This is a genomic window from bacterium (genome assembly GCA_020444065.1).
Taxonomy (GTDB): Bacteria; Sumerlaeota; Sumerlaeia; order SLMS01; family JAHLLQ01; genus JAHLLQ01.
Genome location: JAHLLQ010000001.1, coordinates 1,080,094 through 1,104,984 on the forward strand (window position 1 = coordinate 1,080,094; position 24,891 = coordinate 1,104,984).

Here is a 24,891-nt window from a genome sequence, read left to right on the forward strand (position 1 = left end):
GCACTTGCGGGATGGATCAATCGGCCCGGGCGACAACGCCCGGGCCGGTTTTGTGTTTCTGCTATTCAGAGGACTCACTGCGGTGGAAGTGCATCTGGCACATCTCCAAGAGAGTTGTTTAGGTTATAGGGAATGTATGGCAAGTCATCCAGGCTCACTAAGGAAGGGTGCCGCTCATACTCAGGTACATAGTCGTCATCATCAGGTGATCCGTCAGGGTACCCGTCATGATTCCAGGTGATTTCGGACATGAGTACAAGGCCATCGAAGTCATGAGAAATGTATGTCGGTGGTGTCGCACCTTCGTCTTGGATGAATAGTGCCCTCCATGTTGCCCAACAAGCGCCTTTGTTCAGGGAATGGGGCTTTGCCGCAGCCATCCACTGTGGTGCAGTCTCCCAGTTGGATTCGTCCTCAACACCACCCGTGCCCACCCAGGTCAGGCCGTACCCGTCAACGGCGCGGGCGAAATTCTCCGCATGGGCTGCAGATTCACCGCCATTCGAGTAGTAATCCCACGGCATATAGCGGATGCTCTTCGGCACTTGCCCTGCTGCGCGATACCTTTCTTCCGCAAAATCGCCCTTGAAACGGTCGAAATGGTAGCGATCGAAAGCGTCTGCCCAAGCAATCAAGCTGCAGCCCTCGGGGACGATCTCACTCAGTCTAGACAGACTGTAGGCAACTTGCTGGCTGTTCGTCAGACCAGCCGAAAGAGAACGTCCATCCAGATTGATTAATCGAATGTCGTCATGCCCAACAACGAACGTCGTAAGGCCGAACCCGTAGCCGTCAGGATCCACTTCCGGATCGGCATGCCATGCATTGAAGAATGCCTCTGCCAGCAAATAGAGTTTCTCGCTTTGGGGGCAACTGTGTCCAGTCGGCACGGGACCAACTTCATTCCATGAGACCGTAAGGCGTTTACCGATCGGCCAGTCCAAGTTCCAGAGTTCCCAATTCTGGTCCTGCTCCGTACCGACCAGGCGCAGATTGTAGTCAGTACCTTCGACGAGGGTGTTCCCGAGATGGTCCCTGACAAGGAGGGTGTCGTGATTCAGGCTGTTGGTGATCAGCCCGGACCCAATCTCCTCGGGGATGCACTTGACCTGAACATCGTCGAACCAGAAGTCGCCTGACCAGTTGCTGTTGTCGATCGGAGATACGTCTATCGAGCAGGTGATACGAGTATTTCGGCCAGTGTTGAAGAGTATTCGGTACTTTCGCCAGTCAGAGGATGAAGGGAAAGGAGCGAAAGTCCGGTTGATGTTGAGATCCCGGTAATTGTGCCGTGCCCAGGAGCCATCTTCATCCACATCAATGGATGTTTCTGGAGCGGCCGCCGGCTTGGCAGCGCTGAGGGTTGCGCCGAAGTTCGCATTGGAGACGCTCTGCCATTTCGCCCAGAAGCTCATTTCAATGGTCGTCCAGGGGGGAACAGTGAAGTCCTGGTAGATTGATCTATTGGTCTTCGTATCTGGGTCATCCGCCCCGCTGTTTGATGTTACGAGGAGCGCACTATTTCCGGAATGGAAATCGGCTGAATCCACAAATACGCCTGGTCTCTGCATCTGGTAGAACCACATTTCACCCCATGAGCCATTTCCAATAGAACCATCTGGGTATGCCTCCGCAGCCTCAAACGAGCCATCGAGAACATAGCTGGATGGATACAGATTCGCCGAATCGAAAACAGTGGAGCCACCCTCGGCGCAAAGCTGAAGACGCAGACTGGAGTATTCTCGGGAATTCAGTGTGATTCGCAGTGGTGTCCAGTCAGAGGTGGATACGACCCTTGGACTGGCCAGCATTTCCGCTGTAACGTCGTTGCCATAGTCATCGACCGGATATGCCTCGATCCATGCGCCATAGGCTGAATCCGTCTTCACGTATGCTTCGAAACAATAATCGGTGTAGGGCTCTATGGAGACTGATTGATATGCCCGATTGGTTACAGGCTTTCTAGGCAGCGGTGGGAATATGACTTTCTCTGTCACGATGGGGCTTTTTTTTGATGTCTCGGATGCCTTTAGAAGAATTGGGTCAATCACAGGGGCGTGCATCCAGAGGCCGTACGTCCCGGTGTAGGGATCTGAGGCTCTTGAGATGTTGTCCGGAATCTCTTCTGTCCAATCGTAGATGAGTCCATTCGATTGCAGATACTCAAAATCCGCATTCTTGAGCCAATTGGAACGGTAGATGCCCACTGCGTCGAAGTGCTGTGGCTGCGAATCCAGGGTTTCGAGTTCTAAATAATGGGCACTCTCTACCGGGCCTGTTTCAAAGGTCTGTCGGAACGAGCGCCAGTGGGGCTGAAAGGTACTCGGCTCGTTAAGGGTGGCATTCAAAATCGGCGTTCCATCCAACTCGGAGATGTCCAGGACGGGAAGGAGCGAAGAGCCGTCGGCCAGATCGCCGGGCTCAAAAAGGGCACGTGCCTCATACTGAACCCGCGGCTCTGGAGTGAACTCCTGCCGCAGTTTCATGAGACCAGTCGTCCTGACAGAGGATACGCCATCTCCGCTGGTCTTGGCATCGAGAATGGCATCGGCACCGGCGGATTGCGGAAGCTCCTGCCAACCGGCGGGATCGAAGTCGTGATCTTCGAAGCTCTCTACGAACAGGGTGTTCGGGGCTTCCGGTTCAACCGTGATGTCGTCAAACCATGTGGTTCCCCCGCCGTGAAGATGAAGATAGATACGGAAAGTCCCCGTCGAGTTCGTCTCGAAGGTTAGCTCCTGCATGTACCAATCTGAATCTATCCCGGGCCGCAGATCTCGAGCAACCACATAGGAATCATCAATAATCTGCCCATTCTCAGTTGCGTAGATCTCGCAGTAGGCAATGGATTCCGATTGCAGGTCATGCTTCACCCAGGCTCTGAGCGTGTGGATCATGTTCGGCGTGGAGATGAAGTCCTGGGTCATGCGAGTCATGCCGGCAGAGGAGCGCGACATTCTCAAGCAGGACGCTCCGTTGCGGGGCTGTGTTTGATCGCGCGAGATCACCCCTCCTCCCGAGTCTTCCTGCCATTCGTGTGCGTTGTAGCTGGTACTCCAATACTCGAAAGTCCCGTTACGCGCAATGTCGCGCTGGATGAGACGAAAGTAATCAAAGCCCCGCTCTAATCCCATCGCTGGGAAGATGATACCGATTTCTTGAGAGTCCTCGGTAAAGAGCCGGGCTTCGTAGCTCGTCCAATCATTGGTTTCCAAGGCTAGGTTCGAGGTTCCCAGAAGTGAAGCCCCAGTCACATGAACTAGGTCCTCGGCCTTGGCATCCCACCTGGCTCGAATCCATCCGGTGACTTCCAAGTTCGAGTAAGAGGGGGCAGGAATCGAAGCCAGCGAGTAATCCACGTCGCCGGGAACCTGTGGAACCTGTGGAGGTCGATAGAAGTAGTTGTTCCCGTGAATCGGACTTTGATTGCGATACGTGGAAGTATCTGCCGCCTCTTCGAAGTCTCCCTTCGCCAGAAGGTTTTCGTCATCTGAAAGAACTGGAGCGTTAAGCGCCGGCGTTGCCACCCCAAGAGACTGAACTTCGAATGGGATTTGATTGCAGAAATAGCCTTCCGTTAACGAGAATGGATCGTAGAACGTGATGATGGCGTAGTTGAAGAACCCCAGTCCGATAATTGGCGTCAAATGGCGCTCGTTCATGTAGTCGAAGAGCTTGCCAAAGTGCGTCCAGTAAGCCCATCCCTGCGATTCATTCTCATTTACCTTGAGATCCCATTGCTCCGTCGCGGGATTCCACGAAAAGAGCCTGTTTTCCTCCAGTTGTCCCCATCCATACCCTATGGCATCATCGTAGCCAAGCATCACCTCGGAGAGCTTCAGATTGGTCAGGTAATCGAGTCGTTCTCTTCCCTCCACGGAGAGGTCGTAGGGCCAAGGCGAATCAATAAAATCAAAAAACGCACCCAAATCCGGATCCTGGTACATCATACTCCGGACCGGATAGTCTGGATAGTCAAGTACACTGAAGTCGTAGGGCACGCCCAGGCTGCCACGTGGGCAGTCGCCAGCCTCAACTTGGGTGAGGACTTGTCGCAGCGATTGCATTCCATAGTAACGCCCCTGGGCGCCTTTGCCAACGACGTAGTACCCGACCTTCCACTGGCCAGGAGCATCCTCAAATCGATTCGCCCAGAGGAGATAGGATTGATCACGCTGCCAAGACTCGAGCGCGCGAACATACCGATCGTATCTCTGGACGAGGTCTTCTGGAATGTCGTCCAACTTAAGTTGAAGCTCAGCATCATATTCCGTGAGGTTGGTGACTCCCTCTTCTGCTCGAAAGACCCTGACGGAATCGAACCAGGCCTGACCGGACGAACCGTGGAGCCGAAGATAGATTCGGGCTGATGTGTATTGGCCTGAATTGAAGGTTCCGCGAAGGACACACCAGTCATTCGTGCCGGAGAGCCATTCCGTTTGGAAGGAATCGACATGGCCCCCGTTGTCATCCATGCGATACATCTCGCCAAGAACGACTCCTCCGACCGATTCTGTGCGGACCCACATCTCGAAGCAGTACTCTGTATCGAGTTCAACGCGAAAGTCCTGATAGAGACGCGTCATCTCAATCGGATCTGTGTGCGGAAGTAGCTTAGCAGATGCATCGCCTCGCTTCTTCGTCGTGGTGTCATAGAAGTTGAGAACGGAGGTCCATTCTTCGACCCAATCGTCGATATCATCGCCGGAGTGTTCCTCCATGGATGGATTCTTCAAGAGGTTCTCTGAGTTGATCAGATAGACTTGAATTGGGGAAGAGGAATCGCCTAGAACCCCGAATCCATCCTCGCGATCGGGATCGACCTGCTCAGCGGCGATCGTTTCACCTTCCGTTCTATCGGACCAGACATAAGTGGATCCTTGATCATCCACACACTCGAATTGAATCTGTGAGTCGTCGTACTTCTGCGGCATGGGGATGATAAGCGGTGTATCAGCGTGAGATAGTCCCGGATGGCCTATCCAACAGAGCGACAGAAAGGCCAAGGGTGCCAGCAATGACAACCGACGATTGATAGAAAGCTTGGTACGGACCGACAGGCATTCTGTCATGATATCCTCTCCCGCAGACAGTATAAAGTGATCTCGAAGTACACCTGTCTGTGAGCTGAGATGGCGTCAATGGCGATTTACATTTATTTATCTCCAAGAAGCGGTGGGTTGGCCGCAAATCGGGCAGTGTAAATGGTACACCGGTAAAATAAAACTGCGGGGGCGCAGGTGCTTGCTGCTCCTGGAGAACAAAATAGCAGGCAATCGCACGCAGAATGGCCGCCGGATTTCGCACTCGGAATACGGATGCATTCGAAGGGTTTGTTTGGGCGAGGTAAGCCGAACCACTTGCGGGATGGTTTTGTGTGCCGCTGAGTTCCAGCATTGCCTGCCGCGCGAACGCGGATCATTGGCTCGACGCGGGCCACCTGGTTGGGATGACCCACGCCGAGGAGTGCATTCGGATTATCTCGCCCCGACAGCGATGAAGTTGAACGATGCGCGTTCGGCGTCGTTATTACCGAGTTGGCGCGTCTCGATCTTGATCACATTCGTGCCGGACTGCGTGACGATGCAGGCGCGGTTCAGTGTCCTCGCCGTCGCGGTGACAATCGGATTATCCGCGAACGAGGCCGCAAAGGTGATCGTGTACTCGTTGTTCGTGCGGGTGACACTCTGGATGCCATTGCCGGAGACTCCATCGACTCCGGTCCCCGATTCGTCGTCGATGATGGAACCCGCAACGATGCGCAACGGGCTGGCCGCTTCCGATGCAACCGGGGAGTATTGCTGGGCGCCAAACGTCATCTCGCCAGTTTGAGATTCGACTTCGACAAGCGGTGTTGAACTTCCCGATTCATTGAGAACGTAAGCGACGAAGTAGTGATCATAGGTCGAACTGATCTCCCCGCGCCCGCCCGCGTATGGGTCGGTGGGAGTCTGCCCCCAACTGACAAAACCGCTCGATGCGACCAGGTGCACGGTGTATTGATTGCCGGCTGTGATCGGCACTGGGAAGATCCAGGAGACTTCCTGCAACGCGCCTCCAGTGCCTGCGATTGCAGGCAGAGAGCTCTGCGAAAGGATCGCGCCACCGGCTCCCTCGCCTTCGCGCAAGTAGGCAGTAACCGGACCCGCCGGACCGATGCGCTGAATGACCACTCGGGCTAGCCGCGCGGATGCTACGGCGGTGAAACTCTGCCATTCGTCTGTGGCATTCGTGAAACTGCTGCCCGTCGGATTGCTCGCGTCAGTACTCAGGGCACGATCGGACAATCGGTAGAATCCATTTTCAACTTCGAGGGTTCCAACGCTGCCGACATTGAAATTCGCGGCAGAGAATTCATCGGCCGAGGCTTCTCCATTCACTTCGAGCGGAGTATCCGGGTCATCGGTGCCGATGCCGACATTGCCGCCAAGGAAAGTCGCCGCGTAAGGCACCGTTGCAGCGCCGCCGCTCATGTCGACTTTGAAGGCGCGGGCTGCTGTCGTGCCTTCAAGACTGCTGCCGTCAATCAGCAGGAGGGGACCGTTGCTTGGTTCCTCTCCAATCGGATCGCTAATCAGGCCCCCCTTGGGTTCCGTACCCGAAATCACCATGCCGCCGGACTTGTCCTTGTTGAGAATCACGTTGATTTCCGCCGGCGTATTCTCCCGCCCGATTTTGATGTCTGCCTTGGACTGATCGAGAGAACTCGGGGCCAGATTGCTGCCAAGCGTCACATTCACCTGCCGTGCGTTGAAATTCACGCTCGCTGTCGTGTCGAAGCCGAAACCACCGAGAGTAGGATCGAAACTGAGGTCGTTCAGACCACTAATGGAGAGGCCGCCGGCGCTGTCGCCCTGTGTGAGAACGCTATTTAGATTCTGCAACTCATTCGTCGAATCGCCGTCGCCGTCGACGGGCAGATTCGTCAGCGCCGAACCATCTCCGATGAAGCTGTTGGCGTACACCGTTCCACCAGCTTCGATATCGTCGGCTACCCAAAGGTCGCCGTTGTTTCCGATCCCGAAATCCAGGTTGCTGGATGGGTCGAAGGACAACAGGCGCGTATACCCATTGGAGCCAACTGCGACGCTGTCGTGGAACTGGCTGCCGTAACCAGTGTTGCCGTGTACCACGGAGAAGCGATTGGCGTCGCCGCCGCTCTGGACGCTGAAGAGTTGGAAACTGCCGTCCGCCGAGGGGTTGTCCTGGGTCTGAATGACAAGGGCCTGCGAAGTTGTTGTGGCCTGGGCCGAGTCGGTGCCACTCGTGAGAATCTGATAATTGCCGATGGCAATATTGCCCCAACTGTTCCCGGGCTGGGCATTCGTATTCAGCCCACCATCAAAGCCAATTCGCAATGTGCTGTTGACCTGCGAAGATGAGAACTGCCCCTGGCCGCCGATGTTCGCCTGGTTGCCATTGCTGAGAACAGACTGAAGATCCTGGAGCTCATTCGTCGGATCGGAGTCCGCGTCGTCCACGTTATCGACGAGACCAGTCAGGCCCGATCCGTCGCCGACAAATGCAGAGGCCGTCACTGTTCCGTTCACATCGAGTTCCGATGTGGGGTCCTCCTTGTTGATGCCAACGCCATTGGCCGCTTCGATCAGGAACTGCCCCGGCGCAGTTGTGGAGAAAAGGTCCGTTAAGCCGCTGTCGTACCCGGTCGTACCATCGGACCAGACAAACGAGAAATCGTGATCCGCCGCGGCATTGGAACCGGCAGCGAGGCTGGCGTAACCGTTGGCCTCGTTCGCTTCGCCACCGACCGTCGCCCCCAGAGGCGCGGAAACGTAGTTGTAGTAACCACCGCCTATGAAGCCAAGTTCGCCTTCAGAGCCCGGGAAATCGTCGATGTAATTATCGACGCCTCCGACGATCCCGGAATCGAGCGCTCCAGCGTAATTCAAGTCGCCGCCCAACACGACAGATTCCTCGCCATAGGCGAGATTGTCTTCGCCGGCAAACACGCCTGCCTGGTGATTGCTCGCTTCATTCTTCTCTCCGCCAACGACGACCGCCTGCGGTCCCGTTGCGAAGTTCCGATTGCCGCCGAATACACCAGCATCCAGCGCGGATTGTGAATCGCCATCGGGCGAACCGGCTGTGTTTTCCTGTCCACCAATAACGACGCTGAAGTCATCCCACGCCGAGTTGATCTCTGGAATCGGCGCGGGGAAATCGTTCTGATTCGCGTCGCTGGCAGAGACGATCGTCCCGACCGCACCATCGCCGACAACGGATGCTCGGAAGTCACCGAGCGTGATGTTCGGCGCGAAATCGCCCTCGCTGTCCGCGCCGGTACTCACGCGAATGGCACGCTGCCCTTCCACACGAATGTCGAAGGGCGCTTCATTGACGGTTCCGATGTAAGTGGTGTCGGTGGTGCCCTGGTTGCCGGAAAGAGTCCAGAATTCCGCAGACAGATCAACGTCGGTCGGATCGCCGGTCAGGTTTAGCATGCTTCCACTGAGCGATAGGTCCTGCAGTTCGTTCGTCGGATCTGCGTCCGCATCGCCGGGCAAATTCGTCAGAGCCGAACCGTCGCCGACGAACCGATTTGCCGTGACAGCACCACCGAAGATGCCATTGCCGTTCGCGATCAACGCGTTCGCCGCGCCGGTACTACTCACGATTCCATACATGGAAAGCGCCCTGTCGTTGAGCGATGTTGCGTAGATGATTCCGCTGCGGAACTTGAGCCCTTGCGGGTACTGAAGCAGCGAGAAATCGCCTCCCCGCGAATCATCCGTCGCATACGCCATCTCCGTTGGGTTCGTTGGATCCGATACGTCAACCACAGTGAGCGAATCGTCGAACAGCGAACCAACCGCTGCCCACGTGCCATCGGATGAAATGTGCCGGGCGCCCTCAAGACGACTGAACGTGCCACCGCGGCTCGAGCCGACCCCAACACCAAGTTCGACAGGAGCCGAAGGAACAGAAACATCGATCATCGTCACGGCATCTGACACCGAGGCGGTCACATAGGCGATATCCCCAACGAGGTCGAGACCGACCGCCCCGTTGAGTTGAGAGAAAGTTCCGCCGCTACTGACATCTTGAGCGACGCCGATTTCGACCGGTATCGCCGGATTTGTGACATCGATGATGCTGAGCGCGTCGTTGTCCTGAGAGGTCACATAGGCGAGATTGTTTCTTACGATCACGGTTCCACTGCCGCCTAGCTTGAAACCGGCCTTGGCTTCTCCGAGGAAGGCAGGAGATGCCGGATTCGAGAGATCGATGATCGTGAGGGCATCGTCGTATTGGGCAAGCGCGTAAGCAGTCGTCCCCTGCACGAAGACATCGGCAACCGGGAAAAGGGAGGGGAAACTCCCACCGAGGTTGTCATCGACAGCGGTTCCAAGGAGGACGGGCGTGGTCGGATCGGAGACATCGATGACTTTTACTGTCTGCCCGGACCCGACGCAGGCCAGATCACCATCGACGCTGATGCAGCTTCCGCCCAATCCAGCAACATTGGCAACAGGGATCGGATTCGTGGGATTAGAGATGTCGAGCACGACCAGTGAACCTGATACGACAAACGCCAATGAACCTTGAAGTTCAACGTCCTGCGGAGCGATAAGTCCCTCGAACGTCCCACCGGGTTTGGAGACATCAATGGCGGCGCCTACCTGGGTCAACAATGTGACGGCACTTCCCGAGGCTCGCGTTTGAATCTCCAGGCCTGCGACGGGAGACGTGGTTCCGATACCAACACGTCCTTCGCCATCCACGTAAAGCGCATCGATCGGATCGCCGTCTGCCGCGTCCAGCGAGTGGCCGTCAGGAACGGCGGAAAGCAGGCCGCCGAGGCTCACGGAGTTTCCGCCACTGATTGACAGGTTCGGGGATGTGAAGGAGAGCGTCTGTAGTTCATTCGCCGGATCGGCATCGGCATCATCTACATTGCCGGCCGTCTCCGCATACATCGCATACGGGGCCGGAAGCATCTGCACCCGCGGCGTTACCGTCTCGAAGTTGTCGGCCCCACCATCGGCATCGACGGCAATCTCCAGCCACCGGGAGGAGCCATCGAACGCTGTAGCGCCAAAATCGAGCGATTCCTCGACCAGGCCGGAAGAGATGAGCCGGTCAGGTGGGGCGATCGTTCCGCCGATTTGAGTGCCGGTTGTCGGGGCGTCAAAGAGGGAGAAGCGAAGGCTGACCGGCCCGTCCAACGGCGCCCCCCCGTTTGTCAAACGCCCCTGGTAGGTGAAGGCAGTGCCCGGGTCTGCGAAGGCACTCCCACCGAAAACGCAGACAAGCCCTGCGATCACGACGACAGGCCGAATGGTTAAAACATGGCTCAAAAACGCCGAAAGCGCGCCCCAGGGCGCGAATCGTCTGGCGGATATCATGGCAATTTGCTCCCAATCCAGCGGAATGGAACTGGAAGAGCCATGGATGTGCCATGTGGAATGTGTTAGCGGTTACAACCGTCGTACGGGAGTCGCCTCGTCTTTAGAGACGGCGATGTTCAGATCGCGGCCGGCCAGGCGGGGGTGGTCGGCGATCATCTTCGCGAAGCGCGGCGAGACGATGGCTTCGCTGTTGAAGTGCCCGACAAGGACGACGGCGAGGCCGCGTTCGCGCGCATCGGCTGCCTGGTGGTGCGTCATCTCGCCGGTGACAAAGACGTCGGCGCTGCCGGGCTTCCAGCCACTAATGAAGGAACCGCCCGCTCCGGAGCAAATCGCCACACGCTCGATGGGCTTATCATCAGGGCCGACAACGCCGATGCTCTTGATGCAGAAGGCCCGTTTGCAGGTGCGGACGAATTGCGCGAGGGTCGTCGCTTTCGAAAGTTTCCCGATGCAGCCCATGCCGTATTGCCGCGCGCCGGTCGGTTCGAGCGGATACACATCGAAGGCGACTTCTTGGTAGGGATGCGCGGCGCGGACCTTATCGATCAGGCGCGCCAGGTTCGACTTCGGACAAACACACTCGAGGCGAACTTCATCGGTCGCTTCTTCGAACTTCCCGATCTTACCGGCGTATGGCTTCGCGCCGTCCATCGGCGTGTAAGTCCCGGTTCCGGGTGAACGGAATGTGCAGTGACTGTACTGCCCGATCACGCCCGCGCCCGCGGATGCGATCGCTTCGATCACCGCGTCGACGTGGCTGGTGGGAACAAAGACAACATACTTCACCGAATCCGCGGAATTCGGAAGCGCCTTCAGGAAACGCCGATCGTCCAGCTTCAGGCGATCGGCGATTTCGCCGTTTGTCCCGTGCGCAACGGAATCGAGGTTCGTGTGCGCGGCAATCAGATTGATTCCTGCCCGAATCAGTTCCGCGCCCATCTGTGTCACAGGGGTCGTCTCGGCAAAGGACTTCGGGGGCACGAAGAGAAGCGGATGATGCGTAACAAGCGTCCCAACGCCGAGGCGCTTCGCCTCTGCAATCACGGCCGGACTGACTTCGAGCGCAACCAGCACCTTCCCTGCGGGATTCGAGGGGCTGCCGAACTGCAGGCCAACATTGTCCCAGTGCTCGGCGAGGCGGAACGGTGCGATATCGTTGATCACGCCGACGAGATCGCTGACCAGCACGGGGTTCTTCTTCTTTGCCATATCGAAGTCCTTTAGAACGCCGGATCGTCGGCCGATGTGCTGACCAGGTGGTTCAGCAGCCGACGCGCTTCCGGCGAAAGTTCGTTCTGTTTATCAAGCCATGTGAGCGTCTGAATCGCGGCCGGTCCTTCGCCCAGATTGACCGCCTCGACAAGACCTCGCATCGCGGCGTTGCGCTCCTGGTCAATCGACAGCAGCCAGCGCGCCTCGCGGACGACGCGGGGCTCGATGCCGAGGCTGCGCCCCGCTTCGAGCGGTGCTTCCGGCATTCGCAGGTCGGGGAGAATCCAGCGGAAGCCGCGCTTGTCCATGTGATGGACGAATTCGTAGGCCGTGTCCTGGCGACCGATCAATTGAGCGACGCGAATAATCTCGGCGTGGAACGCTTCTTTCGACTGGCGCGGCACGGGTAGTTGACGCGCCGCAGCAGTCAAAGCCTGAAAGGAAACCTGGTACATCTCTTCCGCACGGTCGTAGTCGCCCGTCAGCGTCAACAGATCGCCAAACATCAACGCAGTCTCACCGTGAGCGCGCACGACGTCGGGCTCGAAGGGGTAAATGATGCGCGCACGTGCCAACAAACGCAGGCCTTCCTCGATCCGATCCTGCGACATTGATCGGAGTTGTCGGCGCGAGTACTTGATCTTCTCGTTTCGAATCAGGTTATTCGCCAGCGCACGCATGATCTCCGGATGGTTCGGATCCTGAGCATAGGCCTGGCGGAATTTGACCTCGGCAAGCGGCGACGTGTCGTCGCGCTGCTGGATCATTCGGGCCTTTTCAAAGAGCACCTCGGCCCGCACTTCATGGACGGTCTGAATCGACATCCAGACCGCAATCGCGATCAGACCAAGGGAGAAAATCGCAACGATGCCCTGGCGCAGGGGCACGGGTTTGCGAGCGGCCTCGCGAGAGGTCGAGGACTTTGCCTCTTTAATTGATGTGGGATATGATCGCTTGCGTCCCATAATGGAGTAGAGAACGCGGAAGGGCCGAAGAGGTCAAGGGCGGGTTTCACCCCTCCGGGCCCGGTGCGTTCTCGCTTGCTTCTGTGTGTGCCCCCCCTTAGCCTGGATTTTGCTCACGCGATGCACCTATTCCGAACCCGAGGATTCTGAACCAATGTGGCGAATCTTGGTTGTGGACGATGAGCCGGATGTCCGGACGATTATTGTAGCGACTTTGAAGTCCTCCTACGAGGTGCTTGAGGCCCACGACGGCCTCGACGCATTGGAGAAATTGGATCGCTACGAACCCGACTTCGTCCTGATGGATGTGATGATGCCGTTGATGAACGGCTTCGAGGCCTGTTCGGCCATCCGCAAGAACCCGCGGTTCTCGGCCCTGCCGGTCATGTTCCTGACGGCTCTGGGCGGCAAAGAGGACATCAAGAAGGGCTACGGCGCGGGCGCGAATCTCTACCTGACAAAGCCGTTCGATCCGTCGCGCCTGCTGAAGAACATCGACGTGTTCTTCCAGACGACGCCTCCCCAGCAGAAGCGTAAACGCTATTCGTTGAAGGAACTCAAAGAGGCTGAGGCGGCCAACGTCGAACCGGCAGCCCCCGGATCCGGCGAGTTCCAGAAGCCCGAGGCGCCGGAGAAGGTAGAAGCGCCGGTCGAAGATGTCAGCCCGGTCGGCCCAAAGCCGCGCGTGATGATCGTCGATGACGACGAAGACATCCAGGATTTGATGAAGGCGTCGCTGGAACGCGACTTCGAGCTCGTCCGCGCGGGTGATGGAATGGAAGCCATCGAACGCCTGGTGCGCTACCAGCCGGACATTCTGGTCATCGACATCATGCTGCCGAAGATGAGCGGCTTCCAGCTCTGCCAGTCGCTCCGCTCGAACCGCGCGTTCCGCAGACTGCCGATAATGGTCTGCACGGCGAAGAGCGGAGATAAGGATCGCCAGATGGCCTCGCGTGTCGGCGCCAACGACTTCCTGACGAAGCCCTTCATGCCGAGCGATCTGCTGGGCAAAGTCCGCGATCTGATGAAGATGGAAGGATTCCGCGTTCGTCCGAAGAAGTACACGATCGAGGAGATCCAGGACATGGAGGCGCCGAAAGAGAAGTCGGACGTCTTCGATGGAGATTTGGAAGCGCGCCATGTAAAGGAAAGCCACAAGGCGATGGATCGCTTCCTTCAGAAGGAAGGCGAAAAGGAAGCCTTCGAACGTCCCGGCGAGAAAGAGCACAAGGACGCCGATGGACACGACAAGCGCAAGCGCAAGTTCTTCGGCTTTGGACGCAAGGAGTAGCCGCTCGTGATAGACGCTCCCCTGCCGGTTCGGTTGCGGCAAGGCGCAGGCGTCGTCTGGGAATGGTTCTTTCCGCCCGCCTGTATGGCCTGCCACGTTCCGTTGCGGCCGGAGGCGGGCGATTTTCTTTGCACCGAGTGCCGCGGGGAATTGCGGGTAATCGTCCCGGCGGATTGCCCGCGCTGTTCACTCGGCAATTATGAGGAAACCAGCGAGCAGCCCTGCGAGTTCTGCCGTCGCCTGCCGGATTCCTTCCGCAGCGCCCGAGCGGCGTTTCCTTACGCAGGCGTAGCGGGCGATCTGATCCGCAACATGAAGTACCGGCACGCCGAACATGTTGGCAGCGCACTGGCGCGTCTCACAGTCGCGGCCATGGCAGAGCACTTCGACATCCTGGTGCGTGACCGCGGAGTCGACTTCATCGTGCCTGTCCCGATGTTCTATCGCAGGCGCTGGGGGCGAGGCTACAATCAGGCCGAGAGTATCGCGCGCGGATTGCAGGATGTGCTGCGCTTGCCATGTCGGCCCGATCTGCTGGTGCGCCACAAGCCCACTCCCCCACAGGCGCGCCAGCAATCGAAGGAAGCCCGCCTTTCGAATGTGCGTGGGGCATTCGAGGTGCCGGAACCGGCCGAATTGAGGGGGAAACGCATTCTGCTGGTCGACGACGTGATGACGACCGGTGCGACGGTCTCGAGCTGTGCCGAAGTTCTGATGGATGCGGGAACGGAAGAGGTCCACATCGTGACCGTCGCCCGAGCGGGCTCCGCCCGGATCGTCGCGGCGGATCCGGAGATGACGGGTCGCGAGTAGCTGTTACTTCTTCATCGTCTTCTTGTAGACCTTCTCGTACTCTTTCGCCGAGCGATCCCAGGTGAAATCCTTGGTCATGGCGTCCTTCACCAGCTTCTGCCAGAGTTTCTGATCCTGGTAGCACTGCACGGCGCGTTTAACCATTTGTTGCAACGCCCCAGCGGTATAGCGCTCAAACACGAAGCCGGTGGCCTTGCCCGCGGTGATGGTCTTCTTGTTGGCGTGTTCTATGGAGTCCTTCAGCCCACCCACGCCGCGCACGATGGGAATCGTTCCATAGCGCATGGAATAGAGCTGATTCAATCCGCTGGGTTCAAAGTAGGAGGGCATCAGGAAGCAGTCCGAGCCGGCCTCGATCAGGTGAGCGGTCTTCTCGTTGTACTCGATGGCAACGCCGACCTGGCCCGGGTTCCGCGCGGCCAGACTACGGAAGAACTCTTCGTGCTTCGCCTCGCCGGTACCGAGGAGGACGATGCGTGCTCCCGTTGCCAGAATCTCCGGCATTGCTTTCGCCACAATGTCGAAGCCCTTCTGGTCAACCAGCCGCGAGATCATCCCGATAACAGGCGCCCCAGCCTTGTCCTTGATCCCGAATTGCTTCAGCAGGGCCTTGCGGCACTTGGCCTTTCCACTTGTATCGTCCGCTGAGTAATTCGCCGGGATCAGTGCATCCGTTTCGGGGTTCCAGACATCGTCGTCGATGCCGTTCAGAATTCCATCCAATTCGCGCGCGCGCAGGCGAAGAACGCCATCCATTCCGGCACCGTGTTCCTCAGTCTGGATTTCCTTTGCATATGTCGGCGAGACCGTCGTTATGCGATCGGAGAAGACGATACCCGCCTTCAAAGTGCTGACCTGGTTGTGAAACTCGATACCATCCGGGTTGTAGATGTACCAGGGCAGGTTCATCCGCGGCATCATGTCGTGGTGGAAGAGTCCCTGGTATGCCATATTGTGGATGGTGAAAACCGTTCGGATCCGGCGATAGAAGTCGTCTTCCGAAATGATGGGGTGGTGCTTCAACAAGGCCGCCACCATACCCGCCTGCCAATCGTTCAGGTGAATGACGTCCGGGCTCCAATTCAGCCCCTTTAGCATCCACAGCGTGGCGAAATTGAAGAAGGCGAAACGCCGATCGTTGTCGAAGTAATCCTGACCCGCCTCGCCATACAAGCCGTCGCGATCGAACAATAGCTCTTGGGCGATGAAGTACATTGGCACGTCCGCCGGGCTGGATGGATGCGAGCAGCGCATCACTTCTCCCGAGATGCGGTCGGTTCCCCAATCGACGATGATTTCGGGCAGAAGCGGAATCAGCCTGTGGGCGTAGGTGTCGATGCTCTTGTATAGCGGCATCACAACGCGCACGTCATGTCCCCGACGGGCAAGATACTGGGGCAGCGCCCCAACGACATCCGCCAGTCCGCCTGTCTTGGCGAAGGGACTGACTTCAGATGAGACGAACAAGATCTTCACGGCGACTCCTGCATTCCTGATCCAATGGCCTGCCAAACGAAAATGCCCCGCACCAGCGGGACGCTCCAAGCCCTAATCTCGACGCATCGCCTGCGCAACTGCCAATGCGGCCATCACGGCAGTTTCGGCGCGCAGGATGGCTCTCCCGAAGGATGCCTGGCAAGCACGAGCCTCCTCAAACACGGCCCGCTCCTCGTCTGTCCAGCCCCCCTCTGGCCCAAAGAAGAAGCACCTCGGGCGATCCGGCGCTTCGGCCAACAAGTCGGCCAGCGGAGGCGCTTTCTCTGAGCGCTCGGCGAGAACAACAGCCTCTGCGCCGGAACTCCGGACGGCCGCAAGAGTGTCATCAAGCTCCGCTGGTTCAGCGACTTCCGGCAACCAAAGCCGCTCGCATTGCTTGAGCGCCTCGACGGCCAGACGGCGCCAGCGTTCGGCCCGGTCATGCGCCTTCCGTTCATCCAGTCGCACGACTCCGCGATCGGCGACAATCGGGCGGATCGCCGTCGCACCTAACTCGATCGACCGTTGCAGCATATCTTCGAAAGCCGAGGTGCGCGTCAGCGAAGGAGCAATCTCCAGCGCCGGAGGCGGCGAGGATTCACAGCGCAAGCGCTCGATCACTTCGATGCGAGCGCTGCGCTTGCCGGCTTCCAGCAGGCGGGCCTGGGCTTCAATACCGCGCCCATTGATGGCAACCACGTCGTCGCCCGCGGATGCGCGGCGCACTCGGACAAGGTGCTCGGCCTCCGGTGCCGGCAACTCGATCGTTTCGCCCGGTTGCAGTTCGCTGTCGCAGAAGCAACGATAGATTCGCATGGGTCAGCCGCGCTTCGGACTGGGATTCAATCGACAATCCCGTGATGCCGATTGGTGGAGAGGGTGTCAAGTTGGTCCAGCTAGATGAACCTAACGGGGATGAACCGCCCGAGTTCCACGTTCCATCGCCGGGATATTTCCTCTGCGGCCAACATACCGGAGTCCGCATGCCGCCCAATCAACAGCACCATGAGATTGTACGGCAGAGAATCGCTCAGCGTGCGCAGACAGACATCGCCACTGCCACGAATCAGCGAAACGGCATTCGCCGCCTTCGACGCATCTTCGTCGCGCAATTGCCAGCACGCCAATCCGCAACCTTCCCAACCCATCGCCGTCGGATTCAACTTCAACGCGAACCTGCGCCAGAACTTGTTCATCGTGAGACGCTGGATCGCCATCCGCGCTTCCTCGGGCTGAATGCCACACAAGTCGCCAATCTGTTCCCAGGGCGATGTCGCTGACAGAAGTCGGCGAGGCGTCTTGAGGGCCTCCCACACAGGGCGGTCCTCGTCGGGAATCGCCTTCGCCTCCGGTTGGTCTTTGATCAACGTCGATCGATCCGCGCCTGCTTCAAGCAGGTTCTCCTGCTCCGGCAAACTCAGATTCGGCGACCAACCGGTCTTGAACCAGCGGATCGACGGGCTTCCACCAGCATCCATCGAACGCTGTTCGCCTGCGACTGATGTCAGCACACCCATCTCGGTTTCGAGCAGGTAGCGCACGCAAAGCGATTCGTCCTGAACATCCCCCTGCAGCAGGGCTTCACCGATGTTCGGATGCGAAGGGTTCGGTTCGCCCCAGAATCCAGCGGAGAGACCGGCGGCGTACAGGTCTTCCAGTCCGGAGCGCAAGTCTCCCGCCTTGATTCCGATGCCGTAAGCCAAGTCATTCCAGAAGTCCTTGGTTACGGGCAGCGCGGCCTGGCCAGATCGGAGCAGGCGAATCAGGATCGGGTTTTCTTCGAGCAAATCGTGCAGCATCGGGAACCTTTACTGGAGAGTCTTTGCGACGGAGTGCGTCAGATAGAACAGGAGATTGCCCGTCCCGGATTCAATGCGACGATCAAACTCGATGCCCATCGCGGCGGATTTGCGAAAGCGGAAGTCATCCTCCTGGCCGGTCAGGCACATCGATGCCAGCATGCTGACCTGCGGCATGTGCCCCGCCACAAGGACGGTCTCTGCCCCAGAGGACTTGATGCGCCGATTCACATCCGACGCGAATTGTTCCCAGGGCACGTAGAAATCCACGCCGTCGGAGCGAACCCACTTCGTCTTCAGCCCCAGCGTCTCGATGACGATCTGGGCCGTCTCCTGCGCCCTAATGCGGTGGCTGGTAATTACAAGATCGGGACGAACGCCGAACCTTTCGAGACCCTTTGCCACGCGTACGGTTTTCTCTCGGCCATCGCCCGTTAGGCGGCGAGCTTCGTCCGGCGAGCCATCCTCCGCTATGCCGTGGCGCATCAGAACAAGTAGCATCTCGATTCTCCTGAGTGACTAGCTAGCAATCTTCCCGCCGAAGTCGAAAGTTCTCCCCGGCCCGAATGGCACTCATTTGGCATTCACAGAGGGCCGTTGGGGAATCCGCCACGAAACGGGCAATGAATGTCTACAGAAGCTGGACTTATCCGCCGAACATTCAAGCGAAAAGGCGTACGTCGCGCGCTTTGGTTCCTGCTCGGCGTGGGAGTGACGGGGATCCTGATTCCAATGTTCATGGGGGCTGTTGTGCTATCTGCACCGGGGTATGAAGGGCCTGAATCGGATCACTTCGATGGCGAACGCTTCTCGAACCAGGTCCCAATCGCAAACAAGAATCGGTTTGCAACGTTCCTGAAGTGGCGTTTCACCGCCGATCCGGGTGAGTGGCGCGACTTCAAACCCGCCGATCCCGGACCGGCTCCTCCAGAGCGCGTTGGTGATGGCGAGATGCGCGTCACGTTTGTCAATCACGCCACGGTGCTGCTGCAGATGGATGGACTGAACATCCTGACCGATCCGATCTGGTCCGAGCGCGCAAGCCCCTTCACCTGGATTGGCCCGAAGCGCGTCCACCCGCCGGGGATTCGTTTCGAAGACCTTCCCCCAATCGATGCCATCGTGATCAGCCACAACCACTACGATCACCTCGACCTGACTACGCTGAAGCGACTGGCCAAAACGCATGATCCCACGATCTATGTTCCTCTCGGGAACGATCTCTATCTGCGACGCCAGGGACTGACAAACTGCAAGGCAATGGACTGGTGGGATGACGTAAAGTTGGCGGACAATGTGGAACTGACTTTTGTCCCGGCGCAGCACTGGTCCGGGCGAGGAACGCGTGATCGTCGCAAGACGCTCTGGGGCGGCTATGTCGTCAAAGGTCCGGCGGGCGTCGCTTACTACGCCGGCGACACGGGAACGGGCCCGCACTTCGAACAGGTCAAAGAGCGCTTCGGCGCTCCGCGCGTTGCGATGCTCCCAATCGGAGCATACAAGCCCATCTGGTTCATGGGTCCGATGCACATGACACCGCGAGAGGCCGTCGAGGCGCACCAGCTTCTCGAAGCCGGAACGAGCCTCGCCGTGCACTACGGTACGTTTGAACTGGCCGATGATGGACAGGATGACGCGCCGAGGGATCTCAGGAAAGCACGCAAGGAACTCGACGTCAGCGAAGAGGAATTCTGGATGCTGGACCCCGGCGAGGGACGTTCAGTGCCGCAGCGGGAACAATGAGGTGGCTTGGGCATCTCTGCCCAAGAGCGAACCCAGACGCCGGCGCGTCCAAAGACGAAGAGCCCCTCATCACTGGGCTTGAGCAAGGATGCTCAAGTCACCTCGTGTGATCGCCGCCAGCGCTTCGATTTACTGCCCCATCTCCTCCATCAGCTCTTGCATCTCAGCTTTGCGCAAGGAACCGACCAACTCCTCCAGATCGCCTTCCATGACGCGATCGAGGCAATACAGTGTGAGATTGATGCGGTGGTCGGTCACGCGGTTCTGGGGGAAATTGTAGGTGCGGATGCGCTCGCTTCGGTCGCCGCTGCCGACCATCTGTTTGCGCGAGGCGCTGCGCGCGGCCATGTCTTCGCGCATCTTCTGTTCGAGAAGCCGGGAACGCAGGACCTGCATCGCCTTGGCGAGGTTCTTCCGCTGGCTGCGCTCGTCCTGGCAGGAGATGATCATGCCGGTCGGCAAGTGCACGACGCGCACGGCGCTGTACGTCGTATTCACGCCCTGGCCGCCGGGGCCGCTGGCGCACATGGTATCGATGCGAAGGTCGGAGTCTTTGACTTCGATGTCGGTCTCTTCCGCTTCGGGCAAGACCGCCACCGTCGCGGCGGACGTGTGAATGCGCCCTTGAGTTTCAGTGACGGGAACGCGCTGCACGCGATGAACGCCACCTTCGTACTTCAAGTGGCTGTAGACCCGATCGCCCCGAATGCCGACGATGACTTCGCGGAAGCCGCCGAGGTCGCTCTCGGTCTGCGAGACCAGTTCCACCTTCCATCCCTGGGTCTCCGCATATCGTGAGTACATCCGCAGCAGATCGCCCGCGAAGAGCCCGGCCTCATCGCCGCCGGTGCCTGCGCGGATTTCCAGCAGCAGGTCGCGGTCATCCAGCGGATCCTTCGGCATCAGGCGAAGCTGCAGTTCCTCGGTCAACTTCTCGACCAACTCGCCGGCCTCTTCCGCGTCCGCTTCTGCCAACTCCCTGAGTTCGCCGTCGGATTCCGTTCGCAGCAACTCCTCCGCCTCTGCCAGCCGCTGCTCGGAGGACACCAATTGCCGCGCCACAGCGATCGTCTCCGTCAGGTCGCTGTGCTCGCGCCCAAGTTCCGCCAGGCGGCGCGGATCGCCGGCGACGGCCGGGTCGCTCAGTTCGCCCTCGATCGCCTTGTGGCGATGTTCGAGATCCTGAAGGCGCTCGCGCGTCGAGCGTACGGTCTTTTTCTTTCCGCGGGTTGATTCCATGGGTGTTTCCAAGAGGCCAGGGGCCAAAGAGTATTCAGCAAGCGACGGGTGAATGTGGGTGAAAGAGCCGTTGGAGGTCAAATCCCATCCGACAACTCGTGGACGGAAGCATACGCCTCGAGCGCGTCCGGCGGAGCGATCTCGCCCGTTGGGTGAGCCGCCGTATGGTCGTCCGGCTCCAGGTGCGCGGTCACGTATACCTGCTCGCCTTCATAGGCGTGATGGATTGCGTCCTCAACCTTCGATGCCTGCGCATGGGCCTGCATCATCGAGAGGTTCCCCGGCAGAAGAAAGTGGACCTCAACCCAGAGCGCGTCGTTCACACGACGATGCCGAACAGCATGGAAGCCGGAGATCAGTTTCTCGTCGACCGCCTTGCGAAGACAGTGAATGAGGCGATCCGAATCCTCCGGGCTCGCTTTCTCCATCAGGCCGTGGTAGGCATCCCGGGCCATTGAAAGACCGCTGCCTAGAATGTGGAGGGCTGCCAGAATCGCCACGATTGGATCCAGGATTGCAATCTCGGTGAAGTAGACAAGAGCCACACCGACCACGACGGCGGCGCTGGTCCAAACGTCGGTGAGAACGTGCCTGCCGTTCGCGACGAGGACCATCGAATGGGTCTTCTTGCCGTAGTGGACCAGCGAAAGACCCAGGATCAGATTCACCAGCGCCAGCGCCGCGATAATTGCAAGGCCCCAGTCCAGCGAGTGAAGTTCCGGCCCGACAATGATCGCCTTGATGGCCGTGAAGAGAATCGCCAGCGCGGCCATGAAGATCATGGCGCCCTCGAAGCCGGCAGAGAAGTAGGCGATTTTGCCGTGACCGTAGGGATGATCCTGGTCCGCAGGGCGCGCCGAATACCACAGGCAGTAACCCACGACGCCCGTCGCCACGATGTGAATCACCGACTCCGCAGCATCGGAGAGGATCGCGGTACTGTTCGTCAGGAGATAGGCACCCACTTTGCCCGCCAGCATCAGGACAGCGACTCCGAGGCTGGCCATCATGGCGAGTTTGCGCGGGTCTCGTTCTTTCACTTGGTCAGATCCAGATCCATGTCTCGGTGCGGAATCCCGGCGTCCATGTAAACGTCCCCATAGGCCCGGAATCCGGCGCGCTCGTAGAATCCCATCGCGTGTGTTTGGGACGAGAGCACGGCTCTCTTGTACCCTGCGCGGCGTGCTTCCTCAATCAAGGAGTTGAGTACGGCCATCCCACAGCCGGTACCTCGCGCGGAAGCCGAAACGGCCACCCGTCCGATGTGCGCGTGGGAGGGTTCCTTCGGGTCCGGGAAGATCCGCCCGGTCCCACAGGCGTGCCCCGATTCATCGACGGCCAGGACGTGGTGCGCCGTCGGATCGATCGCGTCGATCTCTTCCTCGATCGGCACCTTCTGCTCGTCGACGAAAACGGTCAGGCGAATTCGCCGCGCCTCCTCGCCATCCGCCGAGTCCCACTCAATTGGGCGAACCGTGTAATGCATTCTGCTAATGCTCCGAACTTTTTCCTTGTTATTCTTGGTGTTCAGTCTTCCTCGTCGGTGCTGTCTGGAGCCTTGCCGATGTCGTACTTCTCCAGGCGATAGCGTAGCGTGGCGCGCGTCAGGCCCAGGAGCTTGGCCGCGGCGGTCTTGTTGTAGCGCGTCCGCTCAAGCGCCTGCTCGATGAGTTCTTTTTCGTGCGTTTCGAGACTGAAGCCGATTTCGGGGATTCGGAACGGATGCCAGCGCGAGCGTCCGAGCCGGGATGCGATGCTCTCGCCTCCCTCTTCGCCCGAATCGTCCTCGTCACTCTCCTCGTCATCCGTGCGACGCAGAGGAACCGGCGTGGCGCCTCGGCGCGGCCCGAGCGATGGGCCCACACGTTGGTACTCGGCGGTCGCGCGATCCATGGATTCGAGGCCCTCAAGCGCATCGATATGCAGCAAATCGATGGTCAGTTCTTCGCCGGCCAGCAGGATCATCGCGCGCTCGATGACGTTCTGCAGTTCGCGCACGTTGCCCATCCACTGATGCCCGAGCAGGACCTCTTCGGCTTCAGGCGTGATACGCGGGGGCTTCTTGCCCATCTCGCGGGCGAACCGCGCCAGGAAGTGCTCCGTCAGCGGAATGATGTCATCGGGGCGTTCGCGCAGCGCGGGAATCACGATGGGGAAGACGTTGAGGCGGTAGAAGAGATCGTCGCGGAACTCCCCCTTCGCGACGCGCTGCTTCAGGTTCTTGTTCGTCGCCGCGATGAAGCGAATGTCCGCCTTGATCGTCCGCGTGCCGCCGACGCGCTCGAACTCCTGCGTCTCCAGCGCGCGCAGAACCTTTGCCTGCAGCGCCGCCGCCATCTCGCCGATCTCATCCAGGAACAACGTGCCGCCGTGGGCCATCTCGAAGCGCCCCTTCTTGGCCTCGGTTGCCCCCGTGAAGGACCCCTTCTCGTGGCCGAACAGTTCGCTCTCAAGCAAAGTGTCCGGAATCGCGGCGCAGTTCAGTGCGATGAACGGTCCTCGACTGCGTGGTGAAGATTCGTGAATCGCGCGCGTGACCATTTCCTTACCGGCGCCGGATTCGCCGTAGATCATCACGGTCGTCGAGGCCGCCGCGACCTGACGGGCGAGATCGAGGACCTGAAGTGTCTTGCGATCTTCGGCGATGATATTGTCGAAGGCGTACCGGCTGCGCAGTTCGCTGCGAAGAACGCGGTTCTCCATCATCAGTTCGCGAGCAGCCAACGCGTGCTCGATCGCCAGGCGAATGCGAGCTTCCTCGAATGGCTTGGTAATGTAATCCGTCGCACCGGCCTGCATCGCTTCGACGGCAGATTCGATGCTGCCGAAGGCAGTAATCACGATTACCGGAACGTCGGGCTGACGTTCGCGGATCGCCTTGATCAGATCCGTGCCGGACATCTTCGGCATGCGAAGGTCCGTAATCACGAGATCCGGACTGGTTTCCTCGAATTTCTGCAGGGCTTCTTCGCCGTCGGCGGCGAGTTGAAGATCGAACTTGTCGCCGCCCAACAACATGCCCAGCAGCCGGCGCATTCTCTCTTCATCTTCGGCAATCAGCAGCTTAATCATAGCTTTGGCGTTATTGCGCTTATACCTCTTCGGCGAATGTCGAGTGGAGAGCCCGCGAATCCGTCCGACGGACAAGCGTCAGCGATACGTCCCCTCCAGGTGGCTGAAAACAGCCACAGAACCGCCGAGGGCACAACGTTTTTTGAGGGAAATGGCGCCGGAATCAGGCAGATTTTGTCGTCAGGTTCACCGTTGACAAGGCCCCGTTTTCGAGGCCACCCTTCCGCCACCTTGGGCACGCCCGAGATGCTGGGGAGTAGTTCAGTGGTAGAACGTCGGCCTTTGGAGCCGAATGTCGCAGGTTCGACCCCTGCCTCCCCAGCCAGTAGATTTCGAGGGCCCGGATGCCGCCGCGTTCGGGTCTTTTCCTATTTCCGGGGAATCACGCCGCTGATCACGCCGCCGCGGCTGGAGACGTCTTCAAGGCGATGGGAGAGCTGCAGCGACTGCACGATACGCAGAACTTTGTCCTCCTCGATCCGCGCCCGACTGGCCGCTTCGGCCAGCGGGATTTCGAACTCATAGCCGAAACTTTCATCCGTCGATACGACAGCAAACGCCAGCGCCACGAGCACCTTTTCCGGCGTATCGAAAGCCTCGTCGTCCCACACCTGCCGCATTGCGTTTGCCGACATGATCGTGTCCTCCGTACATCCCAATAGATTCCAGTTTCTCAATGGTTGCACAAAGGCTGTCGATGCGGCAATGCGAATCAATGGGGGGCCTTGGCCCCCTCCGGGGACCGCAACACGCTCGTTCCAAGTCCCCGGGCTCCCGATGGTCGCCCGGGGCCATTCAACTAGCCCTCCTTCGGAGGACCCAACAGACAGATTCCCACATTCTCAATTCGGGGGCGACTCTTCGGGAACGGCGTCCCCGAAGGGAGCGAAGGCTTCCTTGCGAGT

At 58.9% G+C, this 24,891-nt stretch carries 16 protein-coding genes and 1 tRNA gene; 4 read left to right on the top strand and 13 right to left on the bottom strand.

Annotation, left to right across the window (positions count from 1 at the left end):
• Positions 1-74: 74 nt before the first annotated feature.
• From KQI84_03920 to KQI84_03935, 4 genes are all read right to left on the bottom strand, one after another.
• Positions 75-5,072 (bottom strand): hypothetical protein, encoded by a 4,998-nt coding sequence (locus KQI84_03920; GenBank protein ID MCB2154007.1) that lies wholly within the window; start codon positions 5,070-5,072, stop codon positions 75-77.
• Positions 5,073-5,477: 405 nt separating this feature from the next.
• Positions 5,478-10,367, bottom strand: a complete 4,890-nt coding sequence (locus KQI84_03925) for a hypothetical protein (protein MCB2154008.1) — start codon at positions 10,365-10,367, stop codon at positions 5,478-5,480.
• A 72-nt stretch (positions 10,368-10,439) separates the two neighbouring features.
• Positions 10,440-11,582, bottom strand: coding sequence for a Nif3-like dinuclear metal center hexameric protein (locus KQI84_03930; GenBank protein MCB2154009.1), 1,143 nt, complete (start codon positions 11,580-11,582; stop codon positions 10,440-10,442).
• A gap of 11 nt (positions 11,583-11,593) precedes the next feature.
• Positions 11,594-12,472, bottom strand: a complete 879-nt coding sequence (locus KQI84_03935; GenBank protein MCB2154010.1) for a hypothetical protein — start codon at positions 12,470-12,472, stop codon at positions 11,594-11,596.
• A gap of 232 nt (positions 12,473-12,704) precedes the next feature.
• Between KQI84_03935 and KQI84_03940 the strand changes: the two genes are divergently transcribed.
• Together KQI84_03940 and KQI84_03945 are read left to right on the top strand one after the other, a co-directional pair.
• Positions 12,705-13,844: a response regulator gene (locus tag KQI84_03940; GenBank protein MCB2154011.1), complete on the top strand. Its 1,140-nt coding sequence runs from the start codon at positions 12,705-12,707 to the stop codon at positions 13,842-13,844.
• A 6-nt stretch (positions 13,845-13,850) separates the two neighbouring features.
• The gene (locus KQI84_03945) at positions 13,851-14,657 is read left to right on the top strand and encodes a ComF family protein (protein MCB2154012.1); all 807 of its coding nucleotides are present in this window, start codon (positions 13,851-13,853) and stop codon (positions 14,655-14,657) included.
• 3 nt (positions 14,658-14,660) lie between these two features.
• Here KQI84_03945 and glgA read toward each other — a convergent pair whose 3' ends face one another.
• From glgA to sixA, 4 genes are all read right to left on the bottom strand, one after another.
• Positions 14,661-16,133, bottom strand: coding sequence for a glycogen synthase GlgA (glgA, locus tag KQI84_03950; GenBank protein ID MCB2154013.1), 1,473 nt, complete (start codon positions 16,131-16,133; stop codon positions 14,661-14,663).
• A gap of 72 nt (positions 16,134-16,205) precedes the next feature.
• Complete coding sequence (locus KQI84_03955) at positions 16,206-16,949, bottom strand: 16S rRNA (uracil(1498)-N(3))-methyltransferase (protein MCB2154014.1); 744 nt, start codon at positions 16,947-16,949, stop codon at positions 16,206-16,208.
• Positions 16,950-17,029: 80 nt separating this feature from the next.
• The gene (locus tag KQI84_03960) at positions 17,030-17,932 is read right to left on the bottom strand and encodes a hypothetical protein (GenBank protein MCB2154015.1); all 903 of its coding nucleotides are present in this window, start codon (positions 17,930-17,932) and stop codon (positions 17,030-17,032) included.
• A gap of 9 nt (positions 17,933-17,941) precedes the next feature.
• Positions 17,942-18,433, bottom strand: a complete 492-nt coding sequence (sixA, locus tag KQI84_03965; protein ID MCB2154016.1) for a phosphohistidine phosphatase SixA — start codon at positions 18,431-18,433, stop codon at positions 17,942-17,944.
• A gap of 231 nt (positions 18,434-18,664) precedes the next feature.
• Between sixA and KQI84_03970 the strand changes: the two genes are divergently transcribed.
• Positions 18,665-19,675: an MBL fold metallo-hydrolase gene (locus tag KQI84_03970; protein ID MCB2154017.1), complete on the top strand. Its 1,011-nt coding sequence runs from the start codon at positions 18,665-18,667 to the stop codon at positions 19,673-19,675.
• Between the two features lie 129 nt (positions 19,676-19,804).
• Here the strand turns inward: KQI84_03970 and prfA are convergent, their stop codons facing one another.
• The 4 genes from prfA to KQI84_03990 form a co-directional block, all read right to left on the bottom strand.
• Positions 19,805-20,914 (bottom strand): peptide chain release factor 1, encoded by a 1,110-nt coding sequence (prfA, locus tag KQI84_03975; protein ID MCB2154018.1) that lies wholly within the window; start codon positions 20,912-20,914, stop codon positions 19,805-19,807.
• A gap of 77 nt (positions 20,915-20,991) precedes the next feature.
• Complete coding sequence (locus tag KQI84_03980) at positions 20,992-21,924, bottom strand: cation diffusion facilitator family transporter (GenBank protein MCB2154019.1); 933 nt, start codon at positions 21,922-21,924, stop codon at positions 20,992-20,994.
• A gap of 26 nt (positions 21,925-21,950) precedes the next feature.
• Positions 21,951-22,400: a GNAT family N-acetyltransferase gene (locus KQI84_03985; GenBank protein ID MCB2154020.1), complete on the bottom strand. Its 450-nt coding sequence runs from the start codon at positions 22,398-22,400 to the stop codon at positions 21,951-21,953.
• Between the two features lie 41 nt (positions 22,401-22,441).
• The gene (locus KQI84_03990; GenBank protein ID MCB2154021.1) at positions 22,442-23,986 is read right to left on the bottom strand and encodes a sigma-54 dependent transcriptional regulator; all 1,545 of its coding nucleotides are present in this window, start codon (positions 23,984-23,986) and stop codon (positions 22,442-22,444) included.
• A 250-nt stretch (positions 23,987-24,236) separates the two neighbouring features.
• Between KQI84_03990 and KQI84_03995 the strand changes: the two genes are divergently transcribed.
• Positions 24,237-24,311: transfer RNA gene (locus tag KQI84_03995), tRNA-Gln, on the top strand.
• 43 nt (positions 24,312-24,354) lie between these two features.
• Here KQI84_03995 and KQI84_04000 read toward each other — a convergent pair.
• Positions 24,355-24,621 carry a hypothetical protein gene (locus KQI84_04000; protein MCB2154022.1) on the bottom strand — a complete coding sequence of 89 codons (267 nt, stop codon included), beginning with the start codon at positions 24,619-24,621 and terminating at the stop codon, positions 24,355-24,357.
• Between the last annotated feature and the right edge of the window lie 270 nt (positions 24,622-24,891).

Excerpts from the sequence above, each read along its gene's own strand:
- KQI84_03940 (MCB2154011.1), top strand. The coding sequence starts at position 12,705 with ATGTGGCGAATCTTGGTTGTGGACGATGAGCCGGATGTCCGGACGATT.
- KQI84_03980 (MCB2154019.1), bottom strand. The coding sequence starts at position 21,924 with ATGATGGCCAGCCTCGGAGTCGCTGTCCTGATGCTGGCGGGCAAAGTG.
- KQI84_03990 (MCB2154021.1), bottom strand. The coding sequence starts at position 23,986 with ATGATTAAGCTGCTGATTGCCGAAGATGAAGAGAGAATGCGCCGGCTG.
- KQI84_03925 (MCB2154008.1), bottom strand. The coding sequence starts at position 10,367 with ATGATATCCGCCAGACGATTCGCGCCCTGGGGCGCGCTTTCGGCGTTT.
- KQI84_03960 (MCB2154015.1), bottom strand. The coding sequence starts at position 17,932 with ATGCTGCACGATTTGCTCGAAGAAAACCCGATCCTGATTCGCCTGCTC.
- sixA (MCB2154016.1), bottom strand. The coding sequence starts at position 18,433 with ATGCTACTTGTTCTGATGCGCCACGGCATAGCGGAGGATGGCTCGCCG.
- KQI84_04000 (MCB2154022.1), bottom strand. The coding sequence starts at position 24,621 with ATGTCGGCAAACGCAATGCGGCAGGTGTGGGACGACGAGGCTTTCGAT.
- KQI84_03985 (MCB2154020.1), bottom strand. The coding sequence starts at position 22,400 with ATGCATTACACGGTTCGCCCAATTGAGTGGGACTCGGCGGATGGCGAG.
- KQI84_03970 (MCB2154017.1), top strand. The coding sequence starts at position 18,665 with ATGTTCATGGGGGCTGTTGTGCTATCTGCACCGGGGTATGAAGGGCCT.
- KQI84_03930 (MCB2154009.1), bottom strand. The coding sequence starts at position 11,582 with ATGGCAAAGAAGAAGAACCCCGTGCTGGTCAGCGATCTCGTCGGCGTG.
- KQI84_03920 (MCB2154007.1), bottom strand. The coding sequence starts at position 5,072 with ATGACAGAATGCCTGTCGGTCCGTACCAAGCTTTCTATCAATCGTCGG.
- KQI84_03955 (MCB2154014.1), bottom strand. The coding sequence starts at position 16,949 with ATGCGAATCTATCGTTGCTTCTGCGACAGCGAACTGCAACCGGGCGAA.
- prfA (MCB2154018.1), bottom strand. The coding sequence starts at position 20,914 with ATGGAATCAACCCGCGGAAAGAAAAAGACCGTACGCTCGACGCGCGAG.